The organism is Brevundimonas sp. SPF441, from assembly GCF_009661015.1.
Classification (GTDB): domain Bacteria; phylum Pseudomonadota; class Alphaproteobacteria; order Caulobacterales; family Caulobacteraceae; genus Brevundimonas; species Brevundimonas vesicularis.
Window position 1 is genome coordinate 37,446 of sequence record NZ_WJWX01000006.1, and the last position, 23,910, is coordinate 61,355.

The window sequence follows — 23,910 nt, forward strand, 5'->3', positions numbered from 1 at the left end:
TAAATCATCCAATCGGACGCGTTTCATCGTCAAAAGTTGCTGATGGTGGCCGTTTGCGCCGCAACAGGATTTTGTTCCAGGGGTGCGACAATAGGAACCGGCGCGGCCTCGAGGCGTTCGAAAGACTGATTTCAGCAGACCACAGAGAGTGCGCCCATGCCCCGATGGACAACCCCGACCGGCCTTGGGGGATGGCTGACGTTGCTTCTTGGGGTCCTGCTGGCCGTGATCGGTTTGGTGTTGACGGTCGGCGGCGTTCAGCTCGCGATGCTGGGCGGCTCCTGGTATTATCTGATTGCAGGCCTGGCGCTGATCGTGTCGGGCCTTTTGCTGGTCTGGCGCGACGTGCGCGGGGCCTGGCTCTATGGCGCGGTTTTCGTCGCCACGGTGATCTGGGCGCTGTGGGAGAAGGGCCTGAACGGCTGGGCCATGATCCCGCGCCTGGTGGGACCGTTGGTGCTGATGTTCCTGGTGCTCGCGACGCTGCCTGTGCTGCGGTCGCGCGGCGGCGGCAAGACGGCGGGCCTCGGCGCGCTCGGGCTGGCGGCCCTGACGGTCGTGTTCGGCCTGGTGGTCGGACAGATCAACGCGCCCGGCGTCGATAGCCCGGTGCCCGGCGCGCGGGGACCGTTCGGCGATCCCGCCGTGATCAAGGCCGGCCTGGACTGGCCCGCCTATGGCGGATCGGACGCCGCCCAGCGCTATTCGCCGCTGAACCAGATCAACAAGACCAACGTCGGCCAGCTGGAGCGCGCCTGGACCTTCCGCACCGGCGATCTGCCCGGCGAACGGTTCGGCGCCGAGACCACGCCGCTGAAGATCGCCGACACCGTCTATCTCTGCTCGGGTCGCAACAAGATGTTCGCCCTGGACGCTGACACAGGTCGGCAGAAATGGGCCTATGATCCCAAGGTGGCGGACGAGCAGATCCCCTACACCGCCGCCTGCCGGGGCGTGACCTATTACGCCACACCCAACGTCGACCAGGCCCAGCCCTGCGCGACGCGCATCATCGAAGGCACGCTGGACGGCCGGATCATCGCGGTCGATGCGCGCACCGGCGTGCCTTGCCCCGCCTTCGGAACCAACGGCGCCGTCAGCATCAAGGAAGGGATGGGCAATCCCTATCCCGGCATGGTGTCGATCACCTCGCCGCCCGTCGTCGTGCGAGGTGTCATCGTCACGGGCCATCAGGTGCTGGACGGCCAGAAACGGTGGAACGCCTCGGGCGTCATCCAGGGCTATGACGTCGTCACCGGTCAGCTGCGCTTCGCCTGGGACATGATGCGTCCCGACATCACCACCGCTCCGCCGGCCGGTCAGACCTATACGCCGGGCACGCCGAACATGTGGACGACGGCGACGGGCGACGAAGCCCTGGGCCTGGTCTATCTGCCGATGGGCAACTCGGCCGCCGACTACTATTCGTCGCTGCGCCGGCCCCAGGAGAACCAGTATTCCAGCGCCCTGGTCGCGCTGGACGTCACGACCGGCAAGCCGCGCTGGCGCTATCAGACCGTCCGCCGCGACGTCTGGGACTATGACCTGGGTTCACAGGTGACGCTGGTCGACATGCCGACCGCAGGAGGCGTGACGCCGGCGGTGATCCTGCCGTCCAAGCGCGGCGAAATCTTCGTGCTGGATCGCCGCACGGGCCAGCCCCTGCACGGCGTTCAGGATCGTCCGGCCCCGCGCGGCGGCGTCGAACCGGCGCAGCGTGCGGCGACCCAGCCCTATTCGCTGTTCAACACCTTGGCCAAGCCTGACCTGCGCGAAGTCGACATGTGGGGCATGTCGCCGATCGATCAGATGATCTGCCGCATCCAGTTCAAGAAGGCGTCGTATCAGGGCCAGTTCACGCCCCCGACCGCCGACCGTCGCTTTATCGAATATCCGGGCTACAACGGCGGTTCAGACTGGGGCAGCGTGGCGCTCGATCCGCGTCGCGGCGTGATCATCGCCAACTATAACGACATGCCCAACTACAATCGTCTGGTGTCGCGCGCCGAGGCGAACAGGTTAGGCTGGTTCCCCCGCGACGACCCCCGCTATCAGGAAGAAACGACCGGCGAGGGCGCCAAGGCCGAGGGCGCGGGCGATCCGCAGATGGGCGTGCCCTATGCGATCGACGTCAACGCCGGCTGGCGGATGCCGTTCACTGGCCTGCTGTGCAAGGAGCCTCCCTATGGCGGGATCCGCGCCATCGATGTGCAGAGCGGCAAGACTCTGTGGGACCGTCCGTTCGGCACGGCGCGCAAGAACGGCCCGTTCGGCATCCCCTCGATGCTGCCGCTGGAGATCGGCACGCCGAACAACGGCGGCTCGGTGGTCACGGCCGGCGGCCTGATCTTCATCGCCGCAGCGACCGACGACCTAATCCGCGCCATCGATATCGAGACTGGCAAGACCGTCTGGTCCGACGTCCTGCCCGCCGGCGGCCAGGCGAACCCGATGATCTACGAGCAGAACGGCCGCCAGTATCTGGTGATCGTCGCCGCCGGCCATCACTTTATGGAAACGCCGGAGGGCGATTACGTCATCGCCTATGCGCTGCCGCAGTGGGGGTGACGTAAGGCGCTAAAATCTCCCTCCCCCAGCAGGGGAGGGTGGTCGCGCCAGCGACAGGGTGGGGGCGGCTCGGAAACGAGCCGCCTTTTCTCGTTCATCGGGATGTCGCCTGCCGCCCCCACCCGGCCTCGCCTTCGGCTCAGCCACCCTCCCCGAATGGCGAGGGAGAGCGTGCGCGACCTACGGCCTGATCTGGCCCTGGCCGCGCACCACATATTTGTAGGTGGTCAGTTGCTCGGCCCCGACAGGGCCCCGCGCGTGCAGGCGGTTGGTGGAGATGCCGATTTCGCCGCCGAAGCCGAACTCGCCGCCGTCGGCGAACTGGGTCGAGGCGTTGATCAGGACGATGGCGCTATCGACCTTGGCCGCGAACCGTTCGGCGGCGTCGGCGTCGGTGGTGACGATGGCCTCGGTATGGCCCGAGCCGTAGCGGGCGATGTGGTCGGTCGCGGCGTCCAGGTCCTCGACGACGTGGACGGCGAGGATCGGGGCCAGATATTCGGTGGTCCAGTCGGCCTCGGTCGCGGGCGTCATGGCGGGGACCAGGGCGCGGGCGTGGGCGTCGCCGCGCAGTTCGCAGCCGGCGGCGATCAGGTCGGAGGCGACGGGGGGCAGCAGGCGCTGGGCGGCCGCCCGATCCACCAGCAGCGTCTCGGTCGCTCCGCAGACCGAGACGCGGCGCATCTTGGCGTTCAGGACGATGGCGCGGGCGGTCTCAAGATCGGCGGCCTCATGCAGATAGGTGTGGTTCAGGCCTTCCAGGTGGCTGAGCACGGCGGTTCGCGCCTCGGCCTGGACGCGGGCGACCAGGCTCTTGCCGCCGCGCGGGATGATCACGTCGATGGCGCCGTTCAGCCCGGTCAGCATCAGGCCGACCGCCTCACGGTCGGGGGTGTCGACCAGCTGCACCGCATCGGCGGGCAGGCCGGCCTCGGCGAGAGATTCCGCAATCAGAACGGCGATGGCCAGGGAGGACTGAAGGCAGTCCGAGCCGCAGCGCAGGATGGCGGCATTGCCCGAGCGGATGCACAGGGCGGCGGCGTCGGCGGTGACGTTGGGGCGGCTCTCGTAGATCACGCCCAGCACGCCGATCGGGGTGCGGACGCGGGCGATGTTCAGACCGTTGGCGGGGGTCCAGCGTTCGGTCTCGACGCCCAGCGGATCGGGCACGGCGGCGATGGTCGCCACCGCCTTGGCCATGCCGGCGATGCGGGCGGGGCTCAGCGACAGGCGGTCTATCAGGGCCTCGGTCATGCCGCCCTCGCGGGCGGCCTCCACGTCGCGGGCGTTGGCCGCGATCAGGGCGGGTTCGGCCGGCATCAGCTTTGCGGACAGGATTTCCAGCGCGCGGGTGCGGGCGGCGGCGGGGGCTTCGCGCAAGAGCACGGCTGCGGTGCGGGCGCGCCGGCCCAAGTCGAGCATTCGGGTCGAGAGGTCGGTCATCGGTCGTCCAGCACCATGTCGTCGCGGTGGATCAGGACCGAGGCCCCGCGATAGCCCAGCAGGGTCTCGATCTCGTCCGAGCGGCGGCCGCGAAGGCGCGCAGCCTCGTCGGCGGCATAGGCGGCCAGACCCACGCCCACGGCCCGACCGTTCGGGTCGATCAGACGGACGCAGTCGCCCTTCTCGAAGCCGCCGGACACGCCCGTCACCCCGGCAGGCAGCAGGCTCTTGCCCGCCTTCAGCGCCGTGACTGCGCCGGCGTCCAGCGTCAGGGTTCCAGCGGGAGACAGGCTGCCGGCGATCCATTGTTTGTAGGCGGCCATCGGCCCGTCAGGGGCGGCGATCAGGGTGGCGCGGGCGCCGTCGCGAATGGCAATGAGCGGCGACAGGGTCTGACCCGAGGCGATGATGGTGGCGCATCCGGCCGAGCGGGCGATCTGGGCCGCCGCCAGCTTGGTCGCCATGCCGCCGGTTCCGACGCCCGCATCCGCATTGGCGCCCCCGCCCATGGCCAGGATGTCGGGGCTCAGCGTCTCGATCAGGGGCAGATGGGCGGCGTCCGGATCGCGGCGCGGGTCCGAGGTATAGAGGCCGTCCACGTCCGACAGCAGGACCAGCAGGTCCGCTCGCGCCAGCTGGGCTGTGCGCGCCGCCAGCCGGTCGTTGTCGCCGTAACGGATTTCCTCGGTCGCCACCGTGTCGTTCTCGTTGACGATGGGCATGACGCCGTGGGTCAACAGGGCCTCGACGGTCGCGCGGGCGTTCAGCCACCGCCGACGGCGTTCTGTGTCGTCGCGTGTCAGCAGAACCTGGCCCGCGATCAGGCCGTGCGGGTCCAACGCACCGGACCAGGCGGCCATCAGCAGGGACTGTCCGACCGAGGCCGCCGCCTGCTTGTCCTCCAGCCGTGCGCCCAGCGCGGGCAACCGGCCCCGGCCCAGAGCTATCGAGCCGGACGAGACGACGATGACCTCGCGCCCTTCGGCCTTCAGCGCCGCCAGGTCCGAGGCGACGGCGGCCAGCCAATCACGCGTCGGCTGACGCGTGGCCGCGTCGATCAGCAGGGAGGATCCGATCTTGACCACGACCCGCCGGGCGGCGCCCAGCGCCGACGCAGCGTTCGGGCCGACGGGGAGGGCGGCGCGCTGGGACATGAAGCTTTCTCTAACGCCACGGTTCGGGCTTGTCTCTTGCCGTGTCTCGCCGCAATGCAGGCGGATGATGGAATCTCTTCCTCCGATCGCGGCGGGCGGTCTGGGCAGTCTGGCGGCGGGCATGATGACGGCGGTGGGCGCCGTGCCTCTGCTGTTCTTCCGCAAGGCGGGGGTGCAGACCCAGAGCGCCCTGTTGGGCTTCGCCGCCGGGGTCATGCTGGCGGCCTCCTTCTTCTCGCTGATCATTCCCGGCGTCGACGTGTTGCAGGCGGGCGGGGCCAGCCAGGCGGCGGCGGCCGGCGTCATGGGGGCGGCGGTGTTGATCGGGGCGACGGTGATCGGCCTGATGAACCGGTTCGCGCCGGTGGACATGCTGGCCATCGGACCGGCGGGATCGCGCGACCTGTCGCGGCGCATCTGGCTGTTCATCATCGCCATCACCCTGCACAATTTCCCCGAGGGTGCGGCCGTGGGCGTCAGCTTCGGCGGCGGCGACATGCACCAAGGGCTGTCCACGGCGCTCGGCATCGGCATCCAGAACATGCCCGAGGGTATGGCCGTATCGGCGGCGATGGCGACCCTGGGATACGGGCGCTGGCCCGCCTTCGCGGCGGCGCTGGCCTCGGGCCTGGTCGAGCCGGTCGGGGGGCTGATCGGGGCCAGTGTGGTCGATTTGCTGCCCGGCGTCCTGCCGTGGGGGCTGGGCCTGGCGGCGGGGGCCATGATCTATGTCGTCACTGCGGAGATCATTCCCGAGACCCGCGAGAAGTCCAAGGGCGAGGGATCTATGATCGGCCTGATGATCGGCCTGGTCGGAATGATGTTCCTGGACATCGCCCTGGGATGATGGCGGCGAAACGCGGCGTGACCGCGCAGCGGGGCGTTACATCGATTTACATGGCAGGCAGGGGTTGAAGCCGTCGGGGCCGAGAGGCTAGGCCTCTCGCTTCGCTGCTCGATTGTCCCTCGAAAGGAGCGCCAGCCTAAATGACGCGACCTCTCAAGCCTGCGGCTTCCCGTAGAAATTTCTTGTCTGGCCTGGGGCTTTTGGCCCTGATGGGCGCCGGAGTGTTCCCCATGCCTGTTTCCGCCCAAGCGTCCCGCACCGTCGCCCGTCACCGCCAGAAGATCGAGGATCTGATCGCGGCCATGACGGTCGAGGAGAAGGCGGGGCAGCTGAACCTGCTGGCTGATCCGTTCCGCTGGATGCCGACGGCGGTGAACCCGCTGGACGGCACGGGCGATCCCGCGCGCGTGACGGCCCTGATCCGCGAAGGCAAGGTCGGCAGCCTGTTCAACGGCATCGGCGCCGAGGCGGGCCGTCGCATCCAGCGCGTGGCGATGGAGGAGAGCCGGCTGAAGATCCCGCTGCTGTTCGCGGCGGACGTAATCCACGGCCTGTCGACAATCTTCCCGGTGCCTCTGGCCGAGGCGGCGGCCTTCGACACCGAACTGGCCCGGCGCACGGCGCGGGCCGCGGCGGTCGAGACGGCGGCGTCGGCGGTTCACCAGACCTACGCCCCCATGGTGGACGTGGCGCGCGACCAGCGTTGGGGCCGCAACGTCGAGGGCGCGGGCGAGGACGTTCTGCTGAACAACCTGCTCGCCGCCGCCCGCGTGCGCGGCTTCCAGGGCGAAAAGGGTCTGGACGACCGTGACGCGGTCCTGGCCACCGCCAAACACATGGCCGCCTATTCCGCCGCCGTGGGCGGGGTCGAATACAACACCACCGACATGAGCGAGCAGACGCTGCGCGGGGTTTTCCTGCCGCCGTTCAAGGCGTCGGTGGACGCCGGCGCCCTGTCGATCATGAGCGCGTTCAACGACGTCAACGGCGTGCCGGCGTCGGGCAGCCGCAAGCTGCTGACCGACATCCTGCGCGGCGAATGGGGCTTCGAGGGCTTCGTCGTCTCCGACTACACTTCCGAGCAGGAGCTGGTGGCCCACGGCTTCGCCGAGGACGGCCGCGACGCCGCCCGCCTGGCCTTCAACGCCGGGGTCGATGTGTCGATGGTGTCGGGCCTGTATCTGGAACATCTTCCCAGCCTGGTCGCGTCGGGCGAAGTGTCGATGGCGCGGCTGGACGAGGCTGTGCGCCGCGTCCTGAACACCAAGGCGGCCCTGGGCCTGTTCGACGACCCCTACCGCGGCACCGATCCGGTGCGTGAAAAGGCGGTGGTCGGGTCGCGCGAACACGTAGAGCTGTCGCGCGAGGCGGGCCGCAAGTCGGTCGTGCTGCTGAAGAATGACAACGGCCTGCTGCCGCTGAAGCAGAGTCAGAAGATCGCCCTGGTCGGCCCGTTCGCCGACGACGTGGACAATGTCTGGGGGCCGTGGACCATCTGGGGCGCGCCAGAGCGTCGTGTCTCGCTGGAGGCCGGCTTCCGTGCGGCCATGAGCGATCCCCAGCGTCTGACCCTCGCACGCGGCTCGGGCGTCGAGACGCCGCTGGACGGCGGGATCGAGCAGGCCGTCGCCGCCGCCCGCGATGCCGAGGTCATCGTCCTGGCGATCGGCGAGGCGACCAACATGTCGGGCGAGGCCCAGTCGCGCACCGAGATCGTGGTGCCCGCGCCGCAGGTCGCCTTGGTCGACGCCATGGCGGCGCTGGGCAAGCCCATGGTCATCCTGCTGAGGAACGGCCGGGCGCTCGCGCTGGAAGGCAATGTGAAGAACGCCCAGGCCATCGTCGTGACCTGGTTCCTAGGCGAACAGATGGGCCATGCCGTCGCCGACGTCCTGTTCGGCGATCACGGCCCGTCGGCGCGCCTGCCGGTCAGCTTCCCGCACAAGTCGGGCCAGCAGCCCTATTCCTACGACCGCAAGACCACAGGCCGCCCGGCCAATCCCGATCTGGCGAGCGAGGAATACAAGGCTCGCTATCGCGAGACGACCAATACGGCGCTTTATCCCTTCGGCTATGGCCTGACCTATGGCGCGATCAGCTATGGGCCGGTCGAGATGGAGAGCGACAAGCTGGCCTGGGCCGGCACGCTGGACCTGGCCGTGACCGTGACCAACACCGGATCGCATCCGGCCGAGGAGCTGGTGCAGCTCTATATCCACGACCGGGTCGCCAGCCTGACCCAGCCGGGCCGATTGCTGAAGGACTTCAAGCGCGTGTCGCTGAAGCCGGGCCAGAGCACGAAGGTGACCTTCACCCTGAACGCCCGTCAGCTGGGCTTCATCGGCGCGGACGAGACCTGGCGCATCGAGCCCGGTCTGTTCGACGTTTGGTTGGCGCCGCACGCCCAGGGCGGGGCGAAGGCGACGTTCCAGCTGATCGGTCCGGCGTCCATCACCGACGGGCGGTGACGCGCGCCACGTTGACGGGGCAGGCGGCAGGGCTTAACGACGCCGCCGTTTGCCTTCGGCCTTCGTATCGGCCGGATTCGATTTTAGGAGCGCGCCCATGACGACGAAGATTCTTCCGGGCGCCACCGGCGTTCTCGCGCTCGCGGACGGCACGATCCTGCAGGGCATTGGCGTGGGTGCCGTCGGCTCGGCCTTGGGCGAGGTGGTCTTCAACACCGCCATGACCGGCTATCAGGAAATCCTGACCGACCCGTCCTACATGAGCCAGATCCTGGCCTTCACCTTCCCGCATGTCGGCAATGTGGGGACCAATGTCGAAGACATCGAACAGATGGGCGGCGGGTCCGACACCTCGGCGCGCGGCGCCATTTTCCGCGACGTGCCGACCGATCCGGCCAACTATCGCTCGGACGCCAGTTTCGACGACTGGATGAAGCGGCGCGGCGTCGTGGGCCTGGCCGGCGTCGACACCCGCGCCCTGACCAAGATTATTCGCGACAAGGGCGCGCCCCACGCCGTCATCGCCCATGACCCGGACGGAAACTTCGACCTGGAGGCCCTGGTCGCCCAGGCCAGGGGCTGGACCGGGCTGGTCGGTCTGGACCTAGCCAAGCCCGCCTCGACCTTGCAGGCGTTCGAATGGAACGAGGGTCTGTGGGACTGGCCGGAGGGGCACCCCAAGACCCCCGAAAATCCTAAGGGGGACCGCAAGGACGTAGTGGTCATCGATTACGGCGTGAAGCGCAACATCCTGCGCGCCCTAGCCTCGACCGGCGCGCGCATCACCGTGGTCCCGGCGACGATGACGGCGGAAGAGGTTCTGGCCCGCAATCCCGACGGCGTGGTTCTGTCCAACGGTCCGGGCGATCCGGCCGCGACGGGCGAATACGCCGTGCCTGAAATCCAGAAGCTGGTCGCCAGCGGCAAGCCGCTGATGGGCATCTGCCTGGGCCACCAGATGCTGGCCCTGGCGCTCGGCGCCAAGACGGTGAAGATGGATCAGGGCCACCACGGCGCCAACCACCCGGTCAAGGATCTGACCACCGGCAAGGTCGAGATCGTGTCGATGAACCACGGCTTCACCGTCGATCGCGACAGCCTGCCCGACGCCGTGACCGAGACCCACGTCAGCCTGTTCGACGGCACCAACTGCGGCATCGCGGTCAAGGACAAGCCGATCTTCAGCGTCCAGCACCACCCCGAGGCCTCGCCCGGGCCGACCGACAGCCTGTATCTGTTCGACCGGTTCGCCGATCTGATGGGCGATCGCTGACGCCATGAAACAGGGGGCGGTTCGGTCGGACTATCTGGACTGGCTGGCCGAGGCGTTCGAGGTCGCTCGCCGGTTTACGCCCCTGCCGGACGGCGATGTCGTCGTCGGCTATGCGACCGGATACGACGCGGCCGACATCGCGCCCTTCGTCCTGTCGCTGCGGGCCGTGTTCGACGGTCCGGCAGCCCTGGTGGTCGACGCCGATCCGGATTTGCGCGCCTTTCTGGCCCAGCATCGGGTGACCGCCGTCGATGCGCCGGTCTGGCGCGGATGGGCACCGCATCCGGTGATGCAGCGGTTCGTGGCCTTCGCCGGTCTGCTAGGCGAGCGGCCCGGCGCCGCCCTGGCCTGCGACGTGCGCGACGTGATCTTCCAGGCGCCGCCCTTCGATCCTGCGCCCGAGGGGCTTGAGGTCTATGTCGAGGCGGAGACGCGGCTGGCCGATCACGCCTTCAACATGAAGTATCTGCGCGCCCTGTTCGGCGAGGCCCAGGCGCGGCAGCTGGCCGACAAGGCCTGTCTGTGCGTCGGCACCATCGTCGGGCCGCGCGCCGAGGTCTCGCGCCTGTCACGGCTGATCCTGTCGCTGGCGGCGACGCCGCGATCCGAGATCGGCGGGGCGTTCGGCGCCGATCAGGCAGCCTTCAACATGGCGATCCATCAGGGTCTGACGGCGATGTGCGTGCGCCCCAACTACGGGCGCGTGGCGACCCTGGGCCTGACGCCCGGCGAGACGCTGAGGTTCGAAGGCGGCAAGGTCGTCAATCCCGACGCCAGCGTCAGCCCCATCGTCCATCAGCATGATCGCCATCCGCATCTTGAAGCGCCGGTCCATGCGCTGTGGGGTGGAGGGCTTGAGCTGCGTCGGCGTGTAAGGCCCAAGTCGGCGGGGCAGAAGTTCGAAAAGCTGAAAGCCTCGCTGCGCCGCCGGATGCCCGAACTGCGGTGAGCCGGCTGTGCCACGCCCAGGCGCTGGCGACGATGGAGGCCAGATCCGACCCGCGCGGCGCAAAGCTTAGGGCCTGACGCGCCAGGGCGATGTCAGACACAAGATGCGGCGGGTCGCCCGCGCGGCGCGCTCCGGCTGCGTCGGGCAGTCGAAGGCCGCTGTGCGCCATGATCGCTTCCAGCACCTGCCGCACCGAATGGCCGCGACCTGCGCCCAGATTGCAGGCGAAGAAGCCGCGTCGGTCGCCGAGCAACTGGGTCATGGCGGCGAGATGACCCTGAGCCAGGTCGCAGACGTGGATGTAGTCGCGCACCGCTGTGCCGTCGGGCGTCGGATAGTCGGTCCCATGAACGGCGAAATCGTCGATCTGGCCGCGTAGGGCCATCATGGCGCGCGGGATCAGATGGGTCTCGACCGGCCGATCTTCGCCGATCAGGCCTGACGCCGAGGCGCCGCTGGCGTTGAAGTAACGCAGCGCGACGACGTTCAGCCCGTGCGCGGCGCTGGCGTCCGACAGGATCTGTTCGCAGCCCAATTTGGAACGGCCATAGGGGGTGACGGGCGCCAGCGGCGTGGCCTCGGTGATCGGATCGCCGCCGGGATCGCCATAGACGGCGCAGGTGCTGGAAAAGACCAGCTTGTTCACGCCCGCTTCCCGCATCCCGCCCAGCAGCCCCAACAGACCACCGACATTGTTGCGGTAGTAGTCCAGCGGCGCGCGCACCGATTCAGGGACCACGGACGAGCCGGCGAAATGCATGACGGCGCTGATGTCGTGGGCGATCAGGGTGTGGCGCACCTTGTCCGCGTCCCAGACATCGCCCTCGACCAGCGGCCCCCAGCGCACGAACCGGCGTCGGCCCGTCGACAGATTGTCATAGGTTACGGGCCGGTAGCCGGCGGCCGCCAAGGCCTCGCACACATGGGCGCCGATATAGCCCGCGCCGCCCGTGACCAGGATCGCCTTCGCAGATGTCAGCGCCGATCCGACTTCGCCCATCCGCTTTTGTCGGATACCAAGGGTCGGTAAATCAACCCCAAATCACCCTCGTATGTATTCAGAGGTGTGTGGCGACTGTCAGGGGATCGGCGAGAAGCTGCGCTCTTCGCGCAGGGCGCTGGCTTTCCGGACGGCGATCGGTGCGGCATGCAGCCAGTAGTCGGCGTCTTCGAGACGCTGCTCCCTGCGCCGCTCCAGTCCGCGCAGGCGGCGCAGGGCGGCGTTCTGGAGAAGGCGCGCATGCAGGGCGCGGGGCGACAGTTCGGCGATGGCGGGAGAGCCGGGGACGGCGACGGCGTCGGGGCCTTTGGGCTCCACCGCCGGGCGGGCGATGGCGATAAACATGAGGATCTCGGTGCAGGAGGGAGAGGCGCTTCTGCGCCGAGCTAACGATGGGTTAACCACAGTCCCTGTGGATAGTTCCTGACTGCGTCCGAAAAAAGTCCGTGAATCGAAAGACTTACTGCCTGTTTCCGGACAAAATGGTTACCAAAATCTTAATCCGGGGTCGGAGCGTTCGCTCAACGATGTCGGGAAAAGGCGCTGAAAAAGCGCCGCCGGTGGCAGTCCCTAGGGGAGTCGAACCCCTCTTTTCAGGTTGAAAACCTGACGTCCTAACCGATAGACGAAGGGACCGCGGCCGGGGCGGCGCATTTGCCCCGGTTCGGCTCCTCCTGCAAGCAAAAAGTTACGCGGCCGCGGCGGTTGCGGGCACGAGGGCGTCCAGCGCCGGGAACAGGTCGGCGATCAAATCCTCGACATGCTCCAGACCCACCGACAGGCGCACCAGGCCGTCGCCGATGCCGGCCGTCGCGCGCTGTTCCGGCGTCATGGCGGCGTGGGTCATGGTGGCGGGGTGGGCGATCAGGCTTTCGACGCCGCCCAGCGATTCCGCAAGGGTGAAGATCTCCAGCGTCTCGACCAGATCGCGCACGGCGTCCGTGCCGCCCTGCAGTTCGAAGCTGAGCATGGCGCCGGGTCCGGCCTGCTGGGCCGCGACCAGGGCGTGATTGGGGTGGGACTTCAGGCCCGGATAGTGGACAGCCTTGACCGCTGGGTGGGCGGCCAGCTTTTCGGCGATCTTGCCGGCCGTGGCCTGTTGTCGCTCAATGCGCGCGAACAGAGTGCGCACGCCGCGCAGGGTCAGATAGGCGTCGAAGGGCGAGCCGGTCACGCCGGTGCAGTTGGCCCACCAGGCCAGGGTCTGGTGATCCTCGGCGTCGGCCGAGATGACGGCGCCGCCGACCACGTCGGAATGGCCGTTGATGAACTTGGTCGTCGAGTGCACCACGAAGTCGGCGCCCAGCTTGATCGGGTTCTGCAAGGCCGGCGACAGGAAGGTGTTGTCGCACACGACCTTGGCGCCCGCCGCGTGGGCGCGGGTGCAGATGTCGGCGACATCGACCAGACGCAGCAGCGGATTGGAGGGGGTCTCGACCAGCACCAGCTTGGGCTTCAGGGCCAGGGCGGCCTCGAAGGCGACGGGATCGCCCTGATCGACCAGCAACAGTTCGAAATGCCCTTTGCGGGCGCGGGCGTTCAGCAGGCGACAGGTGCCGCCGTAGCAGTCGTGCGGCGCGATCAGCAGGTCGCCCGGCTCCAGCAGGGTCAGGGGCAGGTCGACCGCCGCCATGCCGGTGGCGGTAATGACGCAGCCGGCGCCGCCCTCCAGCTCGGTCAGGGTTTCGGCCAGCACGTCGCGTGTCGGATTGCCCGAACGGCTGTAGTCGTACTTCCGCTTCTGGTCGAAGCCGGCGAAGGAATAGTTGGATGACAGATACAGCGGCGGCATGACCGCGCCGTGGGCCGTGTCCGTATCCACGCCCGTGCGGGCGGCGATGGTGTGCGGATTGGCGGGACGGGCGGTCATGCTTTGATATCCTTCAAGGCGGCGCGGAGGATGTCGCCGACGAAGGCGTCCTCCTTCAGAAAGGCGTCGTGGCCATAGAGAGAGGGCGCCTCGACGAAGCGCCACAGGGTCGGCAACCGCGCGGCCAGCTCACGGATGTCGTCGATCGGCACCAGCCGGTCGGAGGTGAAGCCGATAAGGGTGACGGGGGTCGTGATGGCTTCCGGCGTCACGCTGTGGCGGTCCAGGGAATCGGACATGGACAGCCAGCGGGCCGGGGTGGTGTGGGTGCGGTAGGCCTGGCCCCGCGCCGTCAGATAGTCGCAGACGGGATAGGCGCCGCCGACAGCCGTGGGCGCAGTGGTGTCGAAGCGGTCGTCGAATTCTTCGGCCGTGCGATAGGTGGTCATGGCCAGTTCGCGGGCCAGGGCGACGCCCTCCTCGGGACGGCCGGCGGCGACGGCGAACTGCAGGATGCGGCGCTGGATGCCGCGCCAGGCGGTGGCCTGGGGATGGGCGCGGTGGGCGGCCGACACGATGATCAACTGCTCGGCCCAGTCGGGGAACAGTTCGGCGAAGGCCAGACCGACCATGCCGCCGTACGAGCAGCCGACGAAGGCGGCGACGCGCTCGATCTTCAGATGGTTCAGCACCAGGGCCAGCAGGCGCGCCTGATCCTGGGTGGTGATGGTGACGGGCTTGTCCAGGAACTCTGCGCCGGGGGCGAAATCGACGGCCAGGACCTGAAGCCGGCTCAGGTCGATGGGCCCGCGCACCGACACGGCGCCCGACCACCAGCCCAGGCCGTTGGTCTCCGTCCGGTGGACGAAGCGCCCGGCCGAGATGCCGCCGGCGACCACGACGACAGGGGCGCCGATCCGGCCATGCAGGCGGCCGACGATATTGGGCTGGTTCAGCTTTTCGCCCGAGGCGAGGCGGAAGTCGGCGGGAATGGGAACGATGACGTCGCGGGCGCCGCCGCGCTCACGCGTCGGTTCGCGGACAGGGGTAAGGGCTGTCGCGCGGCGACAGTCGGGGTCTTCGAGCAGGGTGGTTTCGGCCAGGGTCATCGTCGTTCCGCATCCTTCTCGCTCAGCAAGTCTCGATGCGGTGACAGAGCGTGGAGCGTCGTCTCGTCGATGCTCCACTCATCTCTCGCGACCCCGAAGGACCCCGCAGGAGTTGGCACCGTTTCGAGCTGTGAGACCCGATGGTTGCCCCAGCGTCAAAGGGCCTAATCCCTCGGCTGGTCTTGATGAGTGACTTTACGTTGATGATCGAGGCGGTGCCGGTCAAGCGAAAAATTCAACCTCATGGACGGCTTGGCTCGACGCGATGGGGGTGAAAACGCACAATAAGCGACGTGTCGTGAAAAAATCATCCAATGCGACTTGACAGAGTCATGGTCGTCCGATCACCCTAGGCTCAGATTTCAACCGGACCTGCCCTGTGCAACAGCGCTCGCTCATCGCCGAAGTTTCGACCGTCGCCGGCCTCGCCGCGACACGTTTCGGCATGACTCTCGGCGGCACGATTATCGGCGGCACCACCGGCACCACCACCATGCCCGAACGGGCGGGACGAGTTTAGCGCGCCGAACCCCGGCAACCGCAGAACCCGAACCCCGCCCGGTCCGCCAGGCGGGGTTTTTCTTTTCACCCCACCCCATCCCGACCTTTCCCGAGAACCCCGATGTCCGCCCAACTCGCCGTCGTAGAAAAATCCGAAAGCCTCGATCCCAGCAGTCAGCCTTCACCCGACTTGGTTGGGCCCGAGGTGGTGGTGCTGAAGTTCGGGTCGTCCATCCTGCGCAGCCCGGCAGAGGCGCCGCTGGTCGCCTCGGCCGTCTATGGCCACGTGCGGGCGGGCCGAAAGGTGGTGGCGGTGGTCTCGGCCTTTGGCGGGGCGACGGACCGGCTGCTGGGCGAGGCGCGGGCGCTGGGCCTGGCCCATTCCAACGACCTGCTGCCCGGCTATGTCGCTTTGGGCGAGGAGAAATCGGCCGCGCTCGTGGCCATCGCCTGCGACCGGATCGGCCTGGACGCCTGCGCCCTGTCGGTGCGCGAACTGGGCATCGTGGCGGAGGGCGAGCCGGAGCATTCGCGCCCCTGCGGCCTGCGACCCGACCATCTGAAACAGGCGCTGGATCGGCACGAGGTGGTGGTGGTGCCCGGGTTCGGCGCGGTGCGGCCGGACGGCAAGGTGGCCCTGCTGGGACGCGGCGGATCGGACCTGACGGCGGTGTTCCTCGCAGCCGAGTTGGGGCTGAAGAAGGTGCGATTGGTCAAGGACGTGGACGGCCTTTACGACCACGACCCCAACGACAAGACGGCCCCAGCCCTGCGCTATCGCCGCGCATCGTGGGACGTGGCGCGCAAGCTCGGCGGCGCTCTGGTCCAGCACGACGCCATCGACCTGGGCGAAAGCCGCGGGGTCGAGATCGAGGTGGCGGCGCTGGATCGCGCCGACGGCACGGTCATCGGCGACAAGTCGGCGCCGCCCGGTCCCGCGCCCGCCCTGCCGCCGCTGAAGGTCGCGGTCGCCGGATGCGGCGTGGTCGGCGGCGGCGTGCTGGGCAAGCTGCTCGATGATCCTCGCTACGAGGTCGTGGGCGTGCTGGTCCGCAATCCCGGAAAGGCGCGCGACGTGGACTGTCCGGCTTCGTTGTTCACCTCCAACCCGGCGGACCTGTGGGCCAAGAAGCCCGACATTGTGCTGGAGGCCCTGTCGGAAGGCGAGGCGGGCCACGCGGTGATCCGCGCTGCGCTCGAGGCCGGCTGCGATGTCGCCAGCGCCAACAAGCAGGCGGTCAGCCGCGATCCGGGCGGGCTGCAAGAACTGGCGAAAGCCAACGGACGGCGCATCTTCTGGTCGGCCTCGGTCGGCGGCGGATCGCCGATGATCGAGACGGTGCGCGCCGCCCGCGCGGCCGGCGAGGTGGTCGGCTTCGAGGCGGTGCTGAACGGCACGGTCAACTTCATGCTGGAACGCCTCGGCGACGGGGCGGCCTTCAACGAAGCCCTGGCGGACGCCCGGGCGGCAGGCTTTGCGGAGGAGGACCCGTCCTCGGATCTGGAAGGTCTGGATGCGGCGGCCAAGGTGCGGCTGCTGTGCCACGAAGCGTTCGGCCGTTCGCCCGACGGCGAGGTGCCGCGCGATCACCTGACCGAAGCGACCTCAGCCGCAGGCGGCGTGCGCCAGATCGGCGCCGCCCATCTGAAGGACGGGGTGATCCGCCCGTCGGTGTCGCTGAACGCCGACCATGGCGATCCGCTGTTCTCGACCCTGCGCGGCGAGGGCAATGCGCTGAAGGTCTACGGCGCCGACGGGCGCGTGTGGCGCTGCCGGGGCCGAGGCGCCGGGCGTTGGGCCACGACCGAGAGCATCATGGCGGACCTGGCCGAGATCGTGCGTGCACGGCGCGCCGATGCGGGCCTAAACTAAGGCCATGGCCGTCTTCACCCCCGTTTCCATCGCCGACGCCAAGGCGTTCCTAGCCGGCTACGACATCGGCGAGGTGGTCGAACTGACGGCCATCGCCGAGGGGGTGGAGAACACAAACTATCGCCTGGACACGACGCGCGGCCGGTTCGTGCTGACCCTGTTCGAGGGGCGGACGGACGAGGCCTCGCTGCCCTTCTGTCTGGGGCTGACGGCGCATCTGGCGGCGCGCGGTTTTCCTTGCCCGACGCCGATCGAGGACCGGTCGGGAGTATGGCTTGGACGACTGAACGGCCGGGCGGCGGCGGTGATCGAATGGAAGACCGGCGCCTGGCTGCGCGCGCCGTCATCGGCCGATCAGGCGGCGGCGGGGGCGGTGCTGGCGCGGCTTCATCTGACGGAGGCTGATTTTCACCTGAAACGGGTCAATCCGGTCGGGCCGGCCATGTGGCGTGGGCTGGCCGATCGTTGCGTCGAGGGAGAAGGGCGGGCGTCCGAGGTAGATCGCGCGCTGCTGAGACAGGTCCAGGTGACGCTGGCGCGGCTGGGCGATCCCTTTACGGACGATCTGCCGGGCGGGGCGATCCATGCCGACTATTTCCCCGACAATGTGCTGTTCGAGGACGGCGCCGTGTCAGCGGTGATCGACTTCTATTTCGGCTGCACCGGCGCCTTTGCCTATGACCTCGCCATCGCCCTGTCCGCCTGGGGCTTCGACGCCGAGGGGCGACCCATGCCGGACGCCCTGACGGCCTTCCAGCGCGGCTATGAATCCGTGCGGCCTCTTAACGGCGCAGAGCGGGAGGCCTTGCCGCGTCTGGGCGAAGCGGCGGCCCTGCGGTTCACCGTGACCCGGCTGCACGACCGCATTTTCCACGATCCCGCCAATCTGGTGACGCCCAAGGATCCGGCGGTCTTCCTGCGTCGGATGGACCACTGGCGCGCGACCGAACCGGCCTGAGACGCCTGCGCGGCTTCGTCGCTGGAACCGAAAGCTTGGCCGGGATTTTGATGGTGCAACGGCGACGTGCGCCGCTCCCCGAGGACGAAGATCATGACTGACGAAACCATCAACGGCGCCGCCTCGCAGGCGCAAGGCAAGTTCCAAAAAGGCGTCGGCAAGCTGGTCGGCGACCAGAAGCTGCAGGTCGAAGGCGCCTATAACGACGCCAAGGGCCGCTCGCTGGAAACCTTCGGCAAGGCGATGGATTCGGTCGATCGCCTGGTCGAGAAGGTCCCCGTCGACTACCGCGACAAGGCCCGCACCGTCGCCGCCGAGGCGCGCAAGCGTCCGCTGGTCACGACCCTGTCGGTCGCGGGCGTCGGCCTGCTTCTGCTGCGCGCCCTGACCGGCGGCGGTCGTCGCTAAGAGGTTTTAGTGGCGGCCTGAAAAGGCCGCCACGGCGTCACGCGCCGCGTCCATCGTCCCTTCGACGATCGTCAACCGCTCGGGCTTGTCGCCCAGGGCGGCGATGACGTTTGCGGGTTCGGGTTCGAAGCCCAGGACGTTCGAGACGAAGTCGCCGAACTTTGACGGATGGGCGGTGGACAGGGCGATGACGGGGCCGTTCGACCGGTCCTGCCGACGCGCGGCGGCCAGCGCCACGGCCGTGTGCGGACAGACGACGCGGCCCCAGGCCTGATAGGCGTGGGCGATCTCGGCGCGCGTCTCGTCCTCGTCGATGGAGACCGCCGAGACCTGGTCGCGAAGAGCGGCCAGCAGGTCCGGATCGAAGGCGATGGCGCCCTCGCGGGCGAAGGTTTCGAACACCACGCGCGTCGCCTCGGCGTCGCGGCCCGTCGCCTCGAACACCAGCCGCTCGAAGTTGGACGGCGCCTGCACATCCATGGACACGCTGCCGCTTTCGACCGCCGGACGGCGCGAATACAGGCCGTCATTCAGGGCGCGGGCCAGGGCGTCGTTCTGGTTCACGGCGGCGACGAAGCCGTTCGACGGCAGGCCCATTTTCGTAGCCGCGATGCCGGCGAAGGCGTCGCCGAAGTTGCCGGTCGGCACGACGAAGGTCGCGGCCCCGCCCAACTGGGCCGTGGCGGAGACGTAGTAGGGGATCTGGCCGGCCAGCCGCGCCCAGTTGATCGAATTGACTGAGGACAGGCGGCCGCGTTCGCGCAAGGCCTCGTCGGCCAGCAGGCCCTTCACCAGACGCTGGCAGTCGTCGAAATCACCGCGGACGGCCAGGTTCAGGACATTGTCGGCCTCTACCGTCGTCATCTGTTTGCGCTGAACCGGCGAGACGCGGTCCAGAGGGTGGAGCACGACCAGATCGACGGACTTGGCGCCGGCGAACGCGCGTACGGCGGCGGCGCCGGTGTCGCCAGAGGTGGCGGTCAGTATGGTTAGACGCTCGCCCGAGGCGGCCAGCGCCTCGTCCGTCAGGCTGGCGACCAGCTGCATCGCCAGATCCTTGAAGGCGGCGGTCGGGCCGTGGAACAGCTCCAGCACGAACAGCCCCGGCTCCAGCTCGACCAGAGGCGTGACCAGCGGATGGTCGAACCCGGCGGTCAGTCTGTCCAGCGCGCGGTCCAGAGCGCCGGCGGGCAGAGCGTCGCCGATGAAGGGAGCAATGGCTTGCAGCGCGATGGACTTGTAGTCGGGCTTTCCGGTCCAGGCCTGGTGCGACAGGCTGGGCCAGGCGGTCGGCATATAGAGGCCGCCGTCGGGGGCGATGCCGCGCAGCAGGGCGTCGGTGAAATCGGTTTCGGGCGATTGGCCCCGGGTGGAGATGTAGCGGGCGCTGGAGGTGCTCATGACGCCGATGGTCGTAGCCAGACGGGGCGGCGGCGTCACCCGCTTTCTGGATGATTTTGTCGGGTTTTCGCGGACTGCGGCCTGACAATCCACGTCGGGACGTTGCAGTGGCGGTTTAGGCGCACATTTTTGCCGCGCCGACAGCGATGCCGCCAACCCGGCAAGCGCGGTTGCGACATCGCCCCGCTGGCGCGGATCGCTGCGACGGTCCATGTCAGGGACCATGAGACGACGCGATCTTCTGATCCGGCTGGGGCTGGTCGCCGGCGGCGTGGGCGGGGCCTGGTGGCTGCGCGACCATGTGGTCTGGCGCGGGCCGACGGTCGCCTTCGCGGCGAACGGCTCCAGCGGCTGGCTGCCCTATGCCGAGCCGCGCGCCCCGACCCCGACAGTTGAGGTGACGGTGAACGGACAGCCGGTGCGGGCCCTGATCGATTCCGGGGCGCAGTATTCGGTCATCGACCGGTCGCTGGTCGAGCGGCTCAGCCTGACCAACGTCTTCAACATCCCGATGGTGGCTTACGGCGTCGGCGGCGACGCCCAGGTCGGACGCGGGACGACGCTGGATGTGGCGATCGGCGGCTTGCGGCTGACCGGATTGCGCGCGGCGATTCTTGGCCTGGGGCCGCTGGCTAGCGATCAGGGATTGGGTGCGGCGCTGATCCTGGGGCAGGACGTGCTGCGCGAACTGGTGCTGGAGCTGGACACGGCCGAGCATCGGGTCCGGTTCCTGCCGCGCGAGGGTTGGACGCCGCCGTCGTCGCTGAAACCCGTGCCGGTGACGCGGGCCGGCAAGGCCTTGCAGGCGGGCATCACCCTGGAAGGGGCGACGGTCAATGCGGTGATCGACACCGGCGCCTCGGCCGTGCTGGCCGTCACGCGCGAGACGGCCGAGGCCGCCGGCCTGCTGGACGGCCGCGAACGCACGCCGGGCCAGAGCATCGTCCTGGGCGGCACCGTGCGCGCCGAGACCGTCGTCGTGCGCACCCTGACCATCGGCGACGAACTGTATCGTCAGGCGACGGTCGCCATCTATGACGACGTCGCCGTGCCGGGCTTCCCCAAGGCCCTGGTCGGCATGGCCGCGTTCGAGAACCGACGGCTTGCGCTGGACCTGGGCGGCCCCGGCCTGTTCGTCGAACGGCCGATGGAGATCACGGTCGGGGCTTGAGCACTGTGATCGGCCGAACCGCGCCCGGCCAGAGCTGGATGCGATAGCGGTCGTCGCCGTCAAGCCCGTCTTCGGACAGGGTGTTCAGTCCGCCGTGCGAAATGCGGGCCGCATAGTCGCCGGCAGGCACAGCGATCCGCTCTGCCTGATCCGGATCGTCCGTGCAGCCGAACACAATCAGCGCGCCGCTGGCCAGGCGCAGGCCGCAGTCGCGGATCTGGTCCCAGGCGTCCGCGTCGGGCGTCGGCGCTGTGGTCAGGATTTCAAGTTCGACCGGGACCAGCATGTTGCGAACCGTGCCGATCGCGATCAGGTCGGGGCCGACGGCCAGCATGGGGTCGCTGTCCGAGCTCCACAGGGCGGCGGTGTCGGTGACGTAGGTCTCGTCGCAAACGTAGAACTGGAAATAGTCCGCGAAAATCTCGAAACGGCGGACACACACCGACTTCAGCTCGCCAGAGCCGTCGCCACCACGGCCCTGGCCTCGGCCTGAACGGTCGCCAGATGGTCGGCGCCAAGGAAGGATTCGGCGTAGATCTTGTAGACGTCTTCGGTGCCCGAGGGGCGGGCGGCGAACCAGGCGTCGGCGGTAACGACCTTCAGTCCGCCGATGGCCTCGCCGTTGCCGGGGGCCTTCGTCAGGATGTCGGTGATCGGCTGACCGGCCAGGGTGGTCGCGGTCACGTCCGAGGGGCTGAGCGCGGCAAGCCGGGCCTTTTCGGTCCGATTGGCCGGGGCATCGACACGGGCGTAGGCGGGGGCGCCGTACTGGTCGGTCAGGCCGGCGTAGAGTTGGCTGGCGCTCTGGCCGGTGCGGGCCTGAATCTCGGCGGCCAGCAGGCACAGGAGGATGCCGTCCTTGTCGGTCGTCCACACCGTGCCGTCGTGACGCAGGAAGGAGGCCCCGGCCGATTCCTCGCCGCCGAAGCCGACGGTTCCGTCCAGCAGGCCGGGTACGAAATGCTTGAAGCCGACGGGGACTTCCAGCAGGCGGCGGCCCATGCCGGCGACGACCCGGTCGATCATCGACGACGAAACCAGGGTCTTGCCCACCGCCGTATCCGCGCCCCAGCCGGGTCGATTCGCGAACAGATAGGCGATGGCGGCGGCCAGGAAATGGTTGGGGTTCATCAGTCCGGCGTCGGGGGTGACGATGCCGTGGCGATCGGCGTCGGCGTCGTTGCCGAAGGCGACGTCGTAGGCCGAGCCGCCCTTCATCATGCCGATAAGACCGGCCATGGCGCAGGGCGACGAACAGTCCATGCGGATCTTGCCGTCGGCGTCCAGCGGCATGAAGGCCCAGCGGGGATCGACGGCGTCATTGACCACGGTCAGGTTCAGCTTGTGGCGCGTTGCGATCTCGCCCCAATAGGCGACGGCTGCGCCGCCTAGCGGATCGGCGCCGATGCGGACGCCAGCGTTGCGGATGGCGTCCAAGTCCAGCACGCTGGGCAGGTCGTCGATATAGGCCGACAGGTAGTCGAACCGGCCGGCCGCCGCACGGGCCTGGGCGAACGGGACGCGACGGACCTCGGTCAGGCCGCCCTCGATCAGGGCGTTGGCGCGGGCGGCGATGGCGGACGTGGCCTCGCCTCCGGCCGGGCCGCCCGAGTGGGGATTGTATTTGATGCCGCCGTCGCGGGGCGGATTGTGCGAGGGGGTGATCAGGACGCCGTCGGCCTTGCGAGTGTTCGCGCGGTTGTGCGTCAGGATGGCGTGCGACACGGCGGGGGTGGGGGTGAAGCCGTCGCGGGCGTCGATCAGCACCTCGACCCCGTTGGCGATCAGGACTTCCAGCGTGGTGCGGAAGGCGGGCTCGGACAGGCCGTGGGTGTCGCGACCGAGAAACAGCGGGCCGTCGACGCCCTGGGCCGCGCGGTATTCGGCGATCGCATGGGCGATGGCGAGGATGTGGGCCTGGTTGAAGGCACCGTCCAGGCTGGAGCCGCGGTGGCCCGAGGTGCCGAATGCGACCCGCTGCATCGGGTCGGTCATGTCGGGCCGCACCGCCTCATAGGCGCCGAGCAGGGCGTCGAGGTCGATCAGGTCTTCGGGGCGAGCCGTTAGGCCGGCGCGATCATGCATCGTCAGTCCATCAATCGTTGTCGGGAAAAGGGGCGATCAGGCGCCGGAGAAGGTGTCGCACGACGCAGGGTCGCCCGACTGATAGCCGCGTTGCAGCCATTCGACCCGCTGGGCCGAGGAGCCGTGGGTGAAGCTTTCGGGCGAGACCCGTCCGCCGCCGCGCCGTTGCAGGGTGTCGTCGCCGATGGCTTGGGCGGTCTTCATGCCCTCCTCGATATCGCCCGGCTCCAGCGCGACCTGTCCGTTGGAGACGGCCGCGGCGTTCTTGGCCCAGAGGCCGGCGTAGCAGTCGGCCTGAAGCTCCAGCGCCACGGAATACTGATTGGCCTCGGCCTCGCCCTGGGCGCGCTGCTGGGCCTGGCGGACCTGGTCCGAGGTGCCGGTGAGGGTCTGGACGTGGTGGCCGAACTCATGGGCGATGACATAGGCGCGGGCGAAGTCGGCGCCGGAGGCCCCGAGCTTGTTCTCCATCTCCTGCCAGAAGCCGAGGTCCAGATAGACCGTTTTGTCGTTGGGACAATAGAAGGGGCCCATGGCCGACTGACCATAGCCGCAGCCGGTCGGCGTGCCTTGTTCGTAGATGACGACATTGGGTCGCTGATAGCCCTCAAGCTTCTGCGACCAGACATCATCAATGTTGGCGCCGATGACATCGACGAACCGGCCGGCCTGATCCTTCGGCGTGCCGACCTGACCCTGCTGTTGCTCGGCGCCGACGCCGCCGAATTGGCTGGCGAGCTGGGTCGTGGTCGAAGGATCGATTCCGAAGACCAGATAGCCGATAATGGCCAGAACACCGACGCCCAGACCGCCGCCGGCGATGGCTCCGCCGCCGAGACCCCGTCGATCCTCGACGCCGCCGCCTGTCCGTCCACCTTGCCAGCGCATTTCG

General features: G+C 68.5%; 19 protein-coding genes, 1 tRNA gene, 1 pseudogene and 1 riboswitch. Of the genes and pseudogenes, 10 read left to right on the forward strand and 11 right to left on the reverse strand.

The window, feature by feature from the left end; translation table 11 throughout:
• Positions 1 to 156 precede the first annotated feature (156 nt).
• Positions 157 to 2,568 (forward strand): membrane-bound PQQ-dependent dehydrogenase, glucose/quinate/shikimate family, encoded by a 2,412-nt coding sequence (locus GGC30_RS05575; protein WP_153923055.1) that lies wholly within the window; start codon positions 157 to 159, stop codon positions 2,566 to 2,568.
• A gap of 180 nt (positions 2,569 to 2,748) precedes the next feature.
• Here GGC30_RS05575 and GGC30_RS05580 read toward each other — a convergent pair whose 3' ends face one another.
• Complete coding sequence (locus GGC30_RS05580) at positions 2,749 to 4,011, reverse strand: glutamate-5-semialdehyde dehydrogenase (RefSeq protein ID WP_153923056.1); 1,263 nt, start codon at positions 4,009 to 4,011, stop codon at positions 2,749 to 2,751.
• The gene (proB, locus tag GGC30_RS05585; RefSeq protein WP_153923057.1) at positions 4,008 to 5,165 is read right to left on the reverse strand and encodes a glutamate 5-kinase; all 1,158 of its coding nucleotides are present in this window, start codon (positions 5,163 to 5,165) and stop codon (positions 4,008 to 4,010) included. Before proB ends, GGC30_RS05580 begins: the two co-directional genes overlap by 4 nt.
• Positions 5,166 to 5,232: 67 nt before the next feature.
• On the opposite strand from proB, the gene GGC30_RS05590 reads away from it, so the two are divergent.
• The 4 genes from GGC30_RS05590 to GGC30_RS16480 all read left to right on the forward strand — a co-directional run bounded on the left by GGC30_RS05590 (position 5,233) and on the right by GGC30_RS16480 (position 10,702).
• Positions 5,233 to 6,012: a ZIP family metal transporter gene (locus tag GGC30_RS05590; protein WP_194943533.1), complete on the forward strand. Its 780-nt coding sequence runs from the start codon at positions 5,233 to 5,235 to the stop codon at positions 6,010 to 6,012.
• Positions 6,013 to 6,242: 230 nt separating this feature from the next.
• Positions 6,243 to 8,480, forward strand: a complete 2,238-nt coding sequence (locus GGC30_RS05595) for a glycoside hydrolase family 3 N-terminal domain-containing protein (protein ID WP_153923058.1) — start codon at positions 6,243 to 6,245, stop codon at positions 8,478 to 8,480.
• 97 nt (positions 8,481 to 8,577) lie between these two features.
• On the forward strand, positions 8,578 to 9,753 hold the full coding sequence (gene carA / locus GGC30_RS05600; protein WP_153923059.1) for a glutamine-hydrolyzing carbamoyl-phosphate synthase small subunit: 1,176 nt from the start codon (positions 8,578 to 8,580) through the stop codon (positions 9,751 to 9,753).
• 4 nt (positions 9,754 to 9,757) lie between these two features.
• The gene (locus tag GGC30_RS16480) at positions 9,758 to 10,702 is read left to right on the forward strand and encodes a hypothetical protein (RefSeq protein WP_228763619.1); all 945 of its coding nucleotides are present in this window, start codon (positions 9,758 to 9,760) and stop codon (positions 10,700 to 10,702) included.
• A gap of 55 nt (positions 10,703 to 10,757) precedes the next feature.
• Here the strand turns inward: GGC30_RS16480 and galE are convergent.
• The 5 genes and pseudogenes from galE to GGC30_RS05625 all read right to left on the reverse strand — a co-directional run.
• Positions 10,758 to 11,702: pseudogene (galE, locus tag GGC30_RS05605) on the reverse strand (UDP-glucose 4-epimerase GalE); the annotation flags it as partial.
• A gap of 78 nt (positions 11,703 to 11,780) precedes the next feature.
• Positions 11,781 to 12,047 carry a hypothetical protein gene (locus tag GGC30_RS05610; RefSeq protein ID WP_039244738.1) on the reverse strand — a complete coding sequence of 89 codons (267 nt, stop codon included), beginning with the start codon at positions 12,045 to 12,047 and terminating at the stop codon, positions 11,781 to 11,783.
• A gap of 216 nt (positions 12,048 to 12,263) precedes the next feature.
• Positions 12,264 to 12,338 (reverse strand) — tRNA-Glu (locus GGC30_RS05615).
• A gap of 52 nt (positions 12,339 to 12,390) precedes the next feature.
• The gene (metB, locus tag GGC30_RS05620; protein WP_153923061.1) at positions 12,391 to 13,572 is read right to left on the reverse strand and encodes a cystathionine gamma-synthase; all 1,182 of its coding nucleotides are present in this window, start codon (positions 13,570 to 13,572) and stop codon (positions 12,391 to 12,393) included.
• Entirely contained in the window at positions 13,569 to 14,621 is a 1,053-nt protein-coding gene (locus GGC30_RS05625) for a homoserine O-succinyltransferase (RefSeq protein WP_153923062.1), read from the reverse strand. The genes metB and GGC30_RS05625 overlap by 4 nt, the downstream gene beginning before the upstream one ends.
• A gap of 75 nt (positions 14,622 to 14,696) precedes the next feature.
• A riboswitch (SAM riboswitch) is annotated at positions 14,697 to 14,813 on the reverse strand.
• 187 nt (positions 14,814 to 15,000) lie between these two features.
• On the opposite strand from GGC30_RS05625, the gene GGC30_RS16235 reads away from it, so the two are divergent.
• From GGC30_RS16235 to GGC30_RS05640, 4 genes are all read left to right on the forward strand, one after another.
• Positions 15,001 to 15,141, forward strand: coding sequence for a hypothetical protein (locus tag GGC30_RS16235; protein WP_184279405.1), 141 nt, complete (start codon positions 15,001 to 15,003; stop codon positions 15,139 to 15,141).
• A 102-nt stretch (positions 15,142 to 15,243) separates the two neighbouring features.
• On the forward strand, positions 15,244 to 16,995 hold the full coding sequence (locus GGC30_RS05630) for a Gfo/Idh/MocA family oxidoreductase (RefSeq protein WP_153923063.1): 1,752 nt from the start codon (positions 15,244 to 15,246) through the stop codon (positions 16,993 to 16,995).
• A gap of 4 nt (positions 16,996 to 16,999) precedes the next feature.
• Complete coding sequence (gene thrB, locus GGC30_RS05635) at positions 17,000 to 17,953, forward strand: homoserine kinase (protein WP_153923064.1); 954 nt, start codon at positions 17,000 to 17,002, stop codon at positions 17,951 to 17,953.
• Between the two features lie 93 nt (positions 17,954 to 18,046).
• On the forward strand, positions 18,047 to 18,361 hold the full coding sequence (locus GGC30_RS05640) for a CsbD family protein (RefSeq protein ID WP_055806344.1): 315 nt from the start codon (positions 18,047 to 18,049) through the stop codon (positions 18,359 to 18,361).
• Between the two features lie 6 nt (positions 18,362 to 18,367).
• Here the strand turns inward: GGC30_RS05640 and thrC are convergent, their stop codons facing one another.
• A complete protein-coding gene (thrC, locus tag GGC30_RS05645; protein WP_370451894.1) occupies positions 18,368 to 19,801 on the reverse strand; it encodes a threonine synthase in 1,434 nt (477 codons plus the stop codon).
• Between the two features lie 184 nt (positions 19,802 to 19,985).
• On the opposite strand from thrC, the gene GGC30_RS05650 reads away from it, so the two are divergent.
• Positions 19,986 to 20,933, forward strand: a complete 948-nt coding sequence (locus tag GGC30_RS05650) for a retropepsin-like aspartic protease (RefSeq protein ID WP_153923065.1) — start codon at positions 19,986 to 19,988, stop codon at positions 20,931 to 20,933.
• On the opposite strand, the gene GGC30_RS05655 is transcribed toward GGC30_RS05650, so the two are convergent.
• The 3 genes from GGC30_RS05655 to GGC30_RS05665 are packed head-to-tail and all read right to left on the reverse strand — an operon-like array spanning position 20,917 to position 23,906.
• A complete protein-coding gene (locus tag GGC30_RS05655) occupies positions 20,917 to 21,375 on the reverse strand; it encodes a hypothetical protein (protein WP_066626863.1) in 459 nt (152 codons plus the stop codon). The two genes, GGC30_RS05650 and GGC30_RS05655, sit on opposite strands and share 17 nt — an antisense overlap.
• A 5-nt stretch (positions 21,376 to 21,380) precedes the next feature.
• Complete coding sequence (gene pgm / locus GGC30_RS05660; RefSeq protein ID WP_153923066.1) at positions 21,381 to 23,018, reverse strand: phosphoglucomutase (alpha-D-glucose-1,6-bisphosphate-dependent); 1,638 nt, start codon at positions 23,016 to 23,018, stop codon at positions 21,381 to 21,383.
• A 36-nt stretch (positions 23,019 to 23,054) separates the two neighbouring features.
• Complete coding sequence (locus GGC30_RS05665) at positions 23,055 to 23,906, reverse strand: neutral zinc metallopeptidase (RefSeq protein ID WP_153923067.1); 852 nt, start codon at positions 23,904 to 23,906, stop codon at positions 23,055 to 23,057.
• Positions 23,907 to 23,910: the final 4 nt, after the last annotated feature.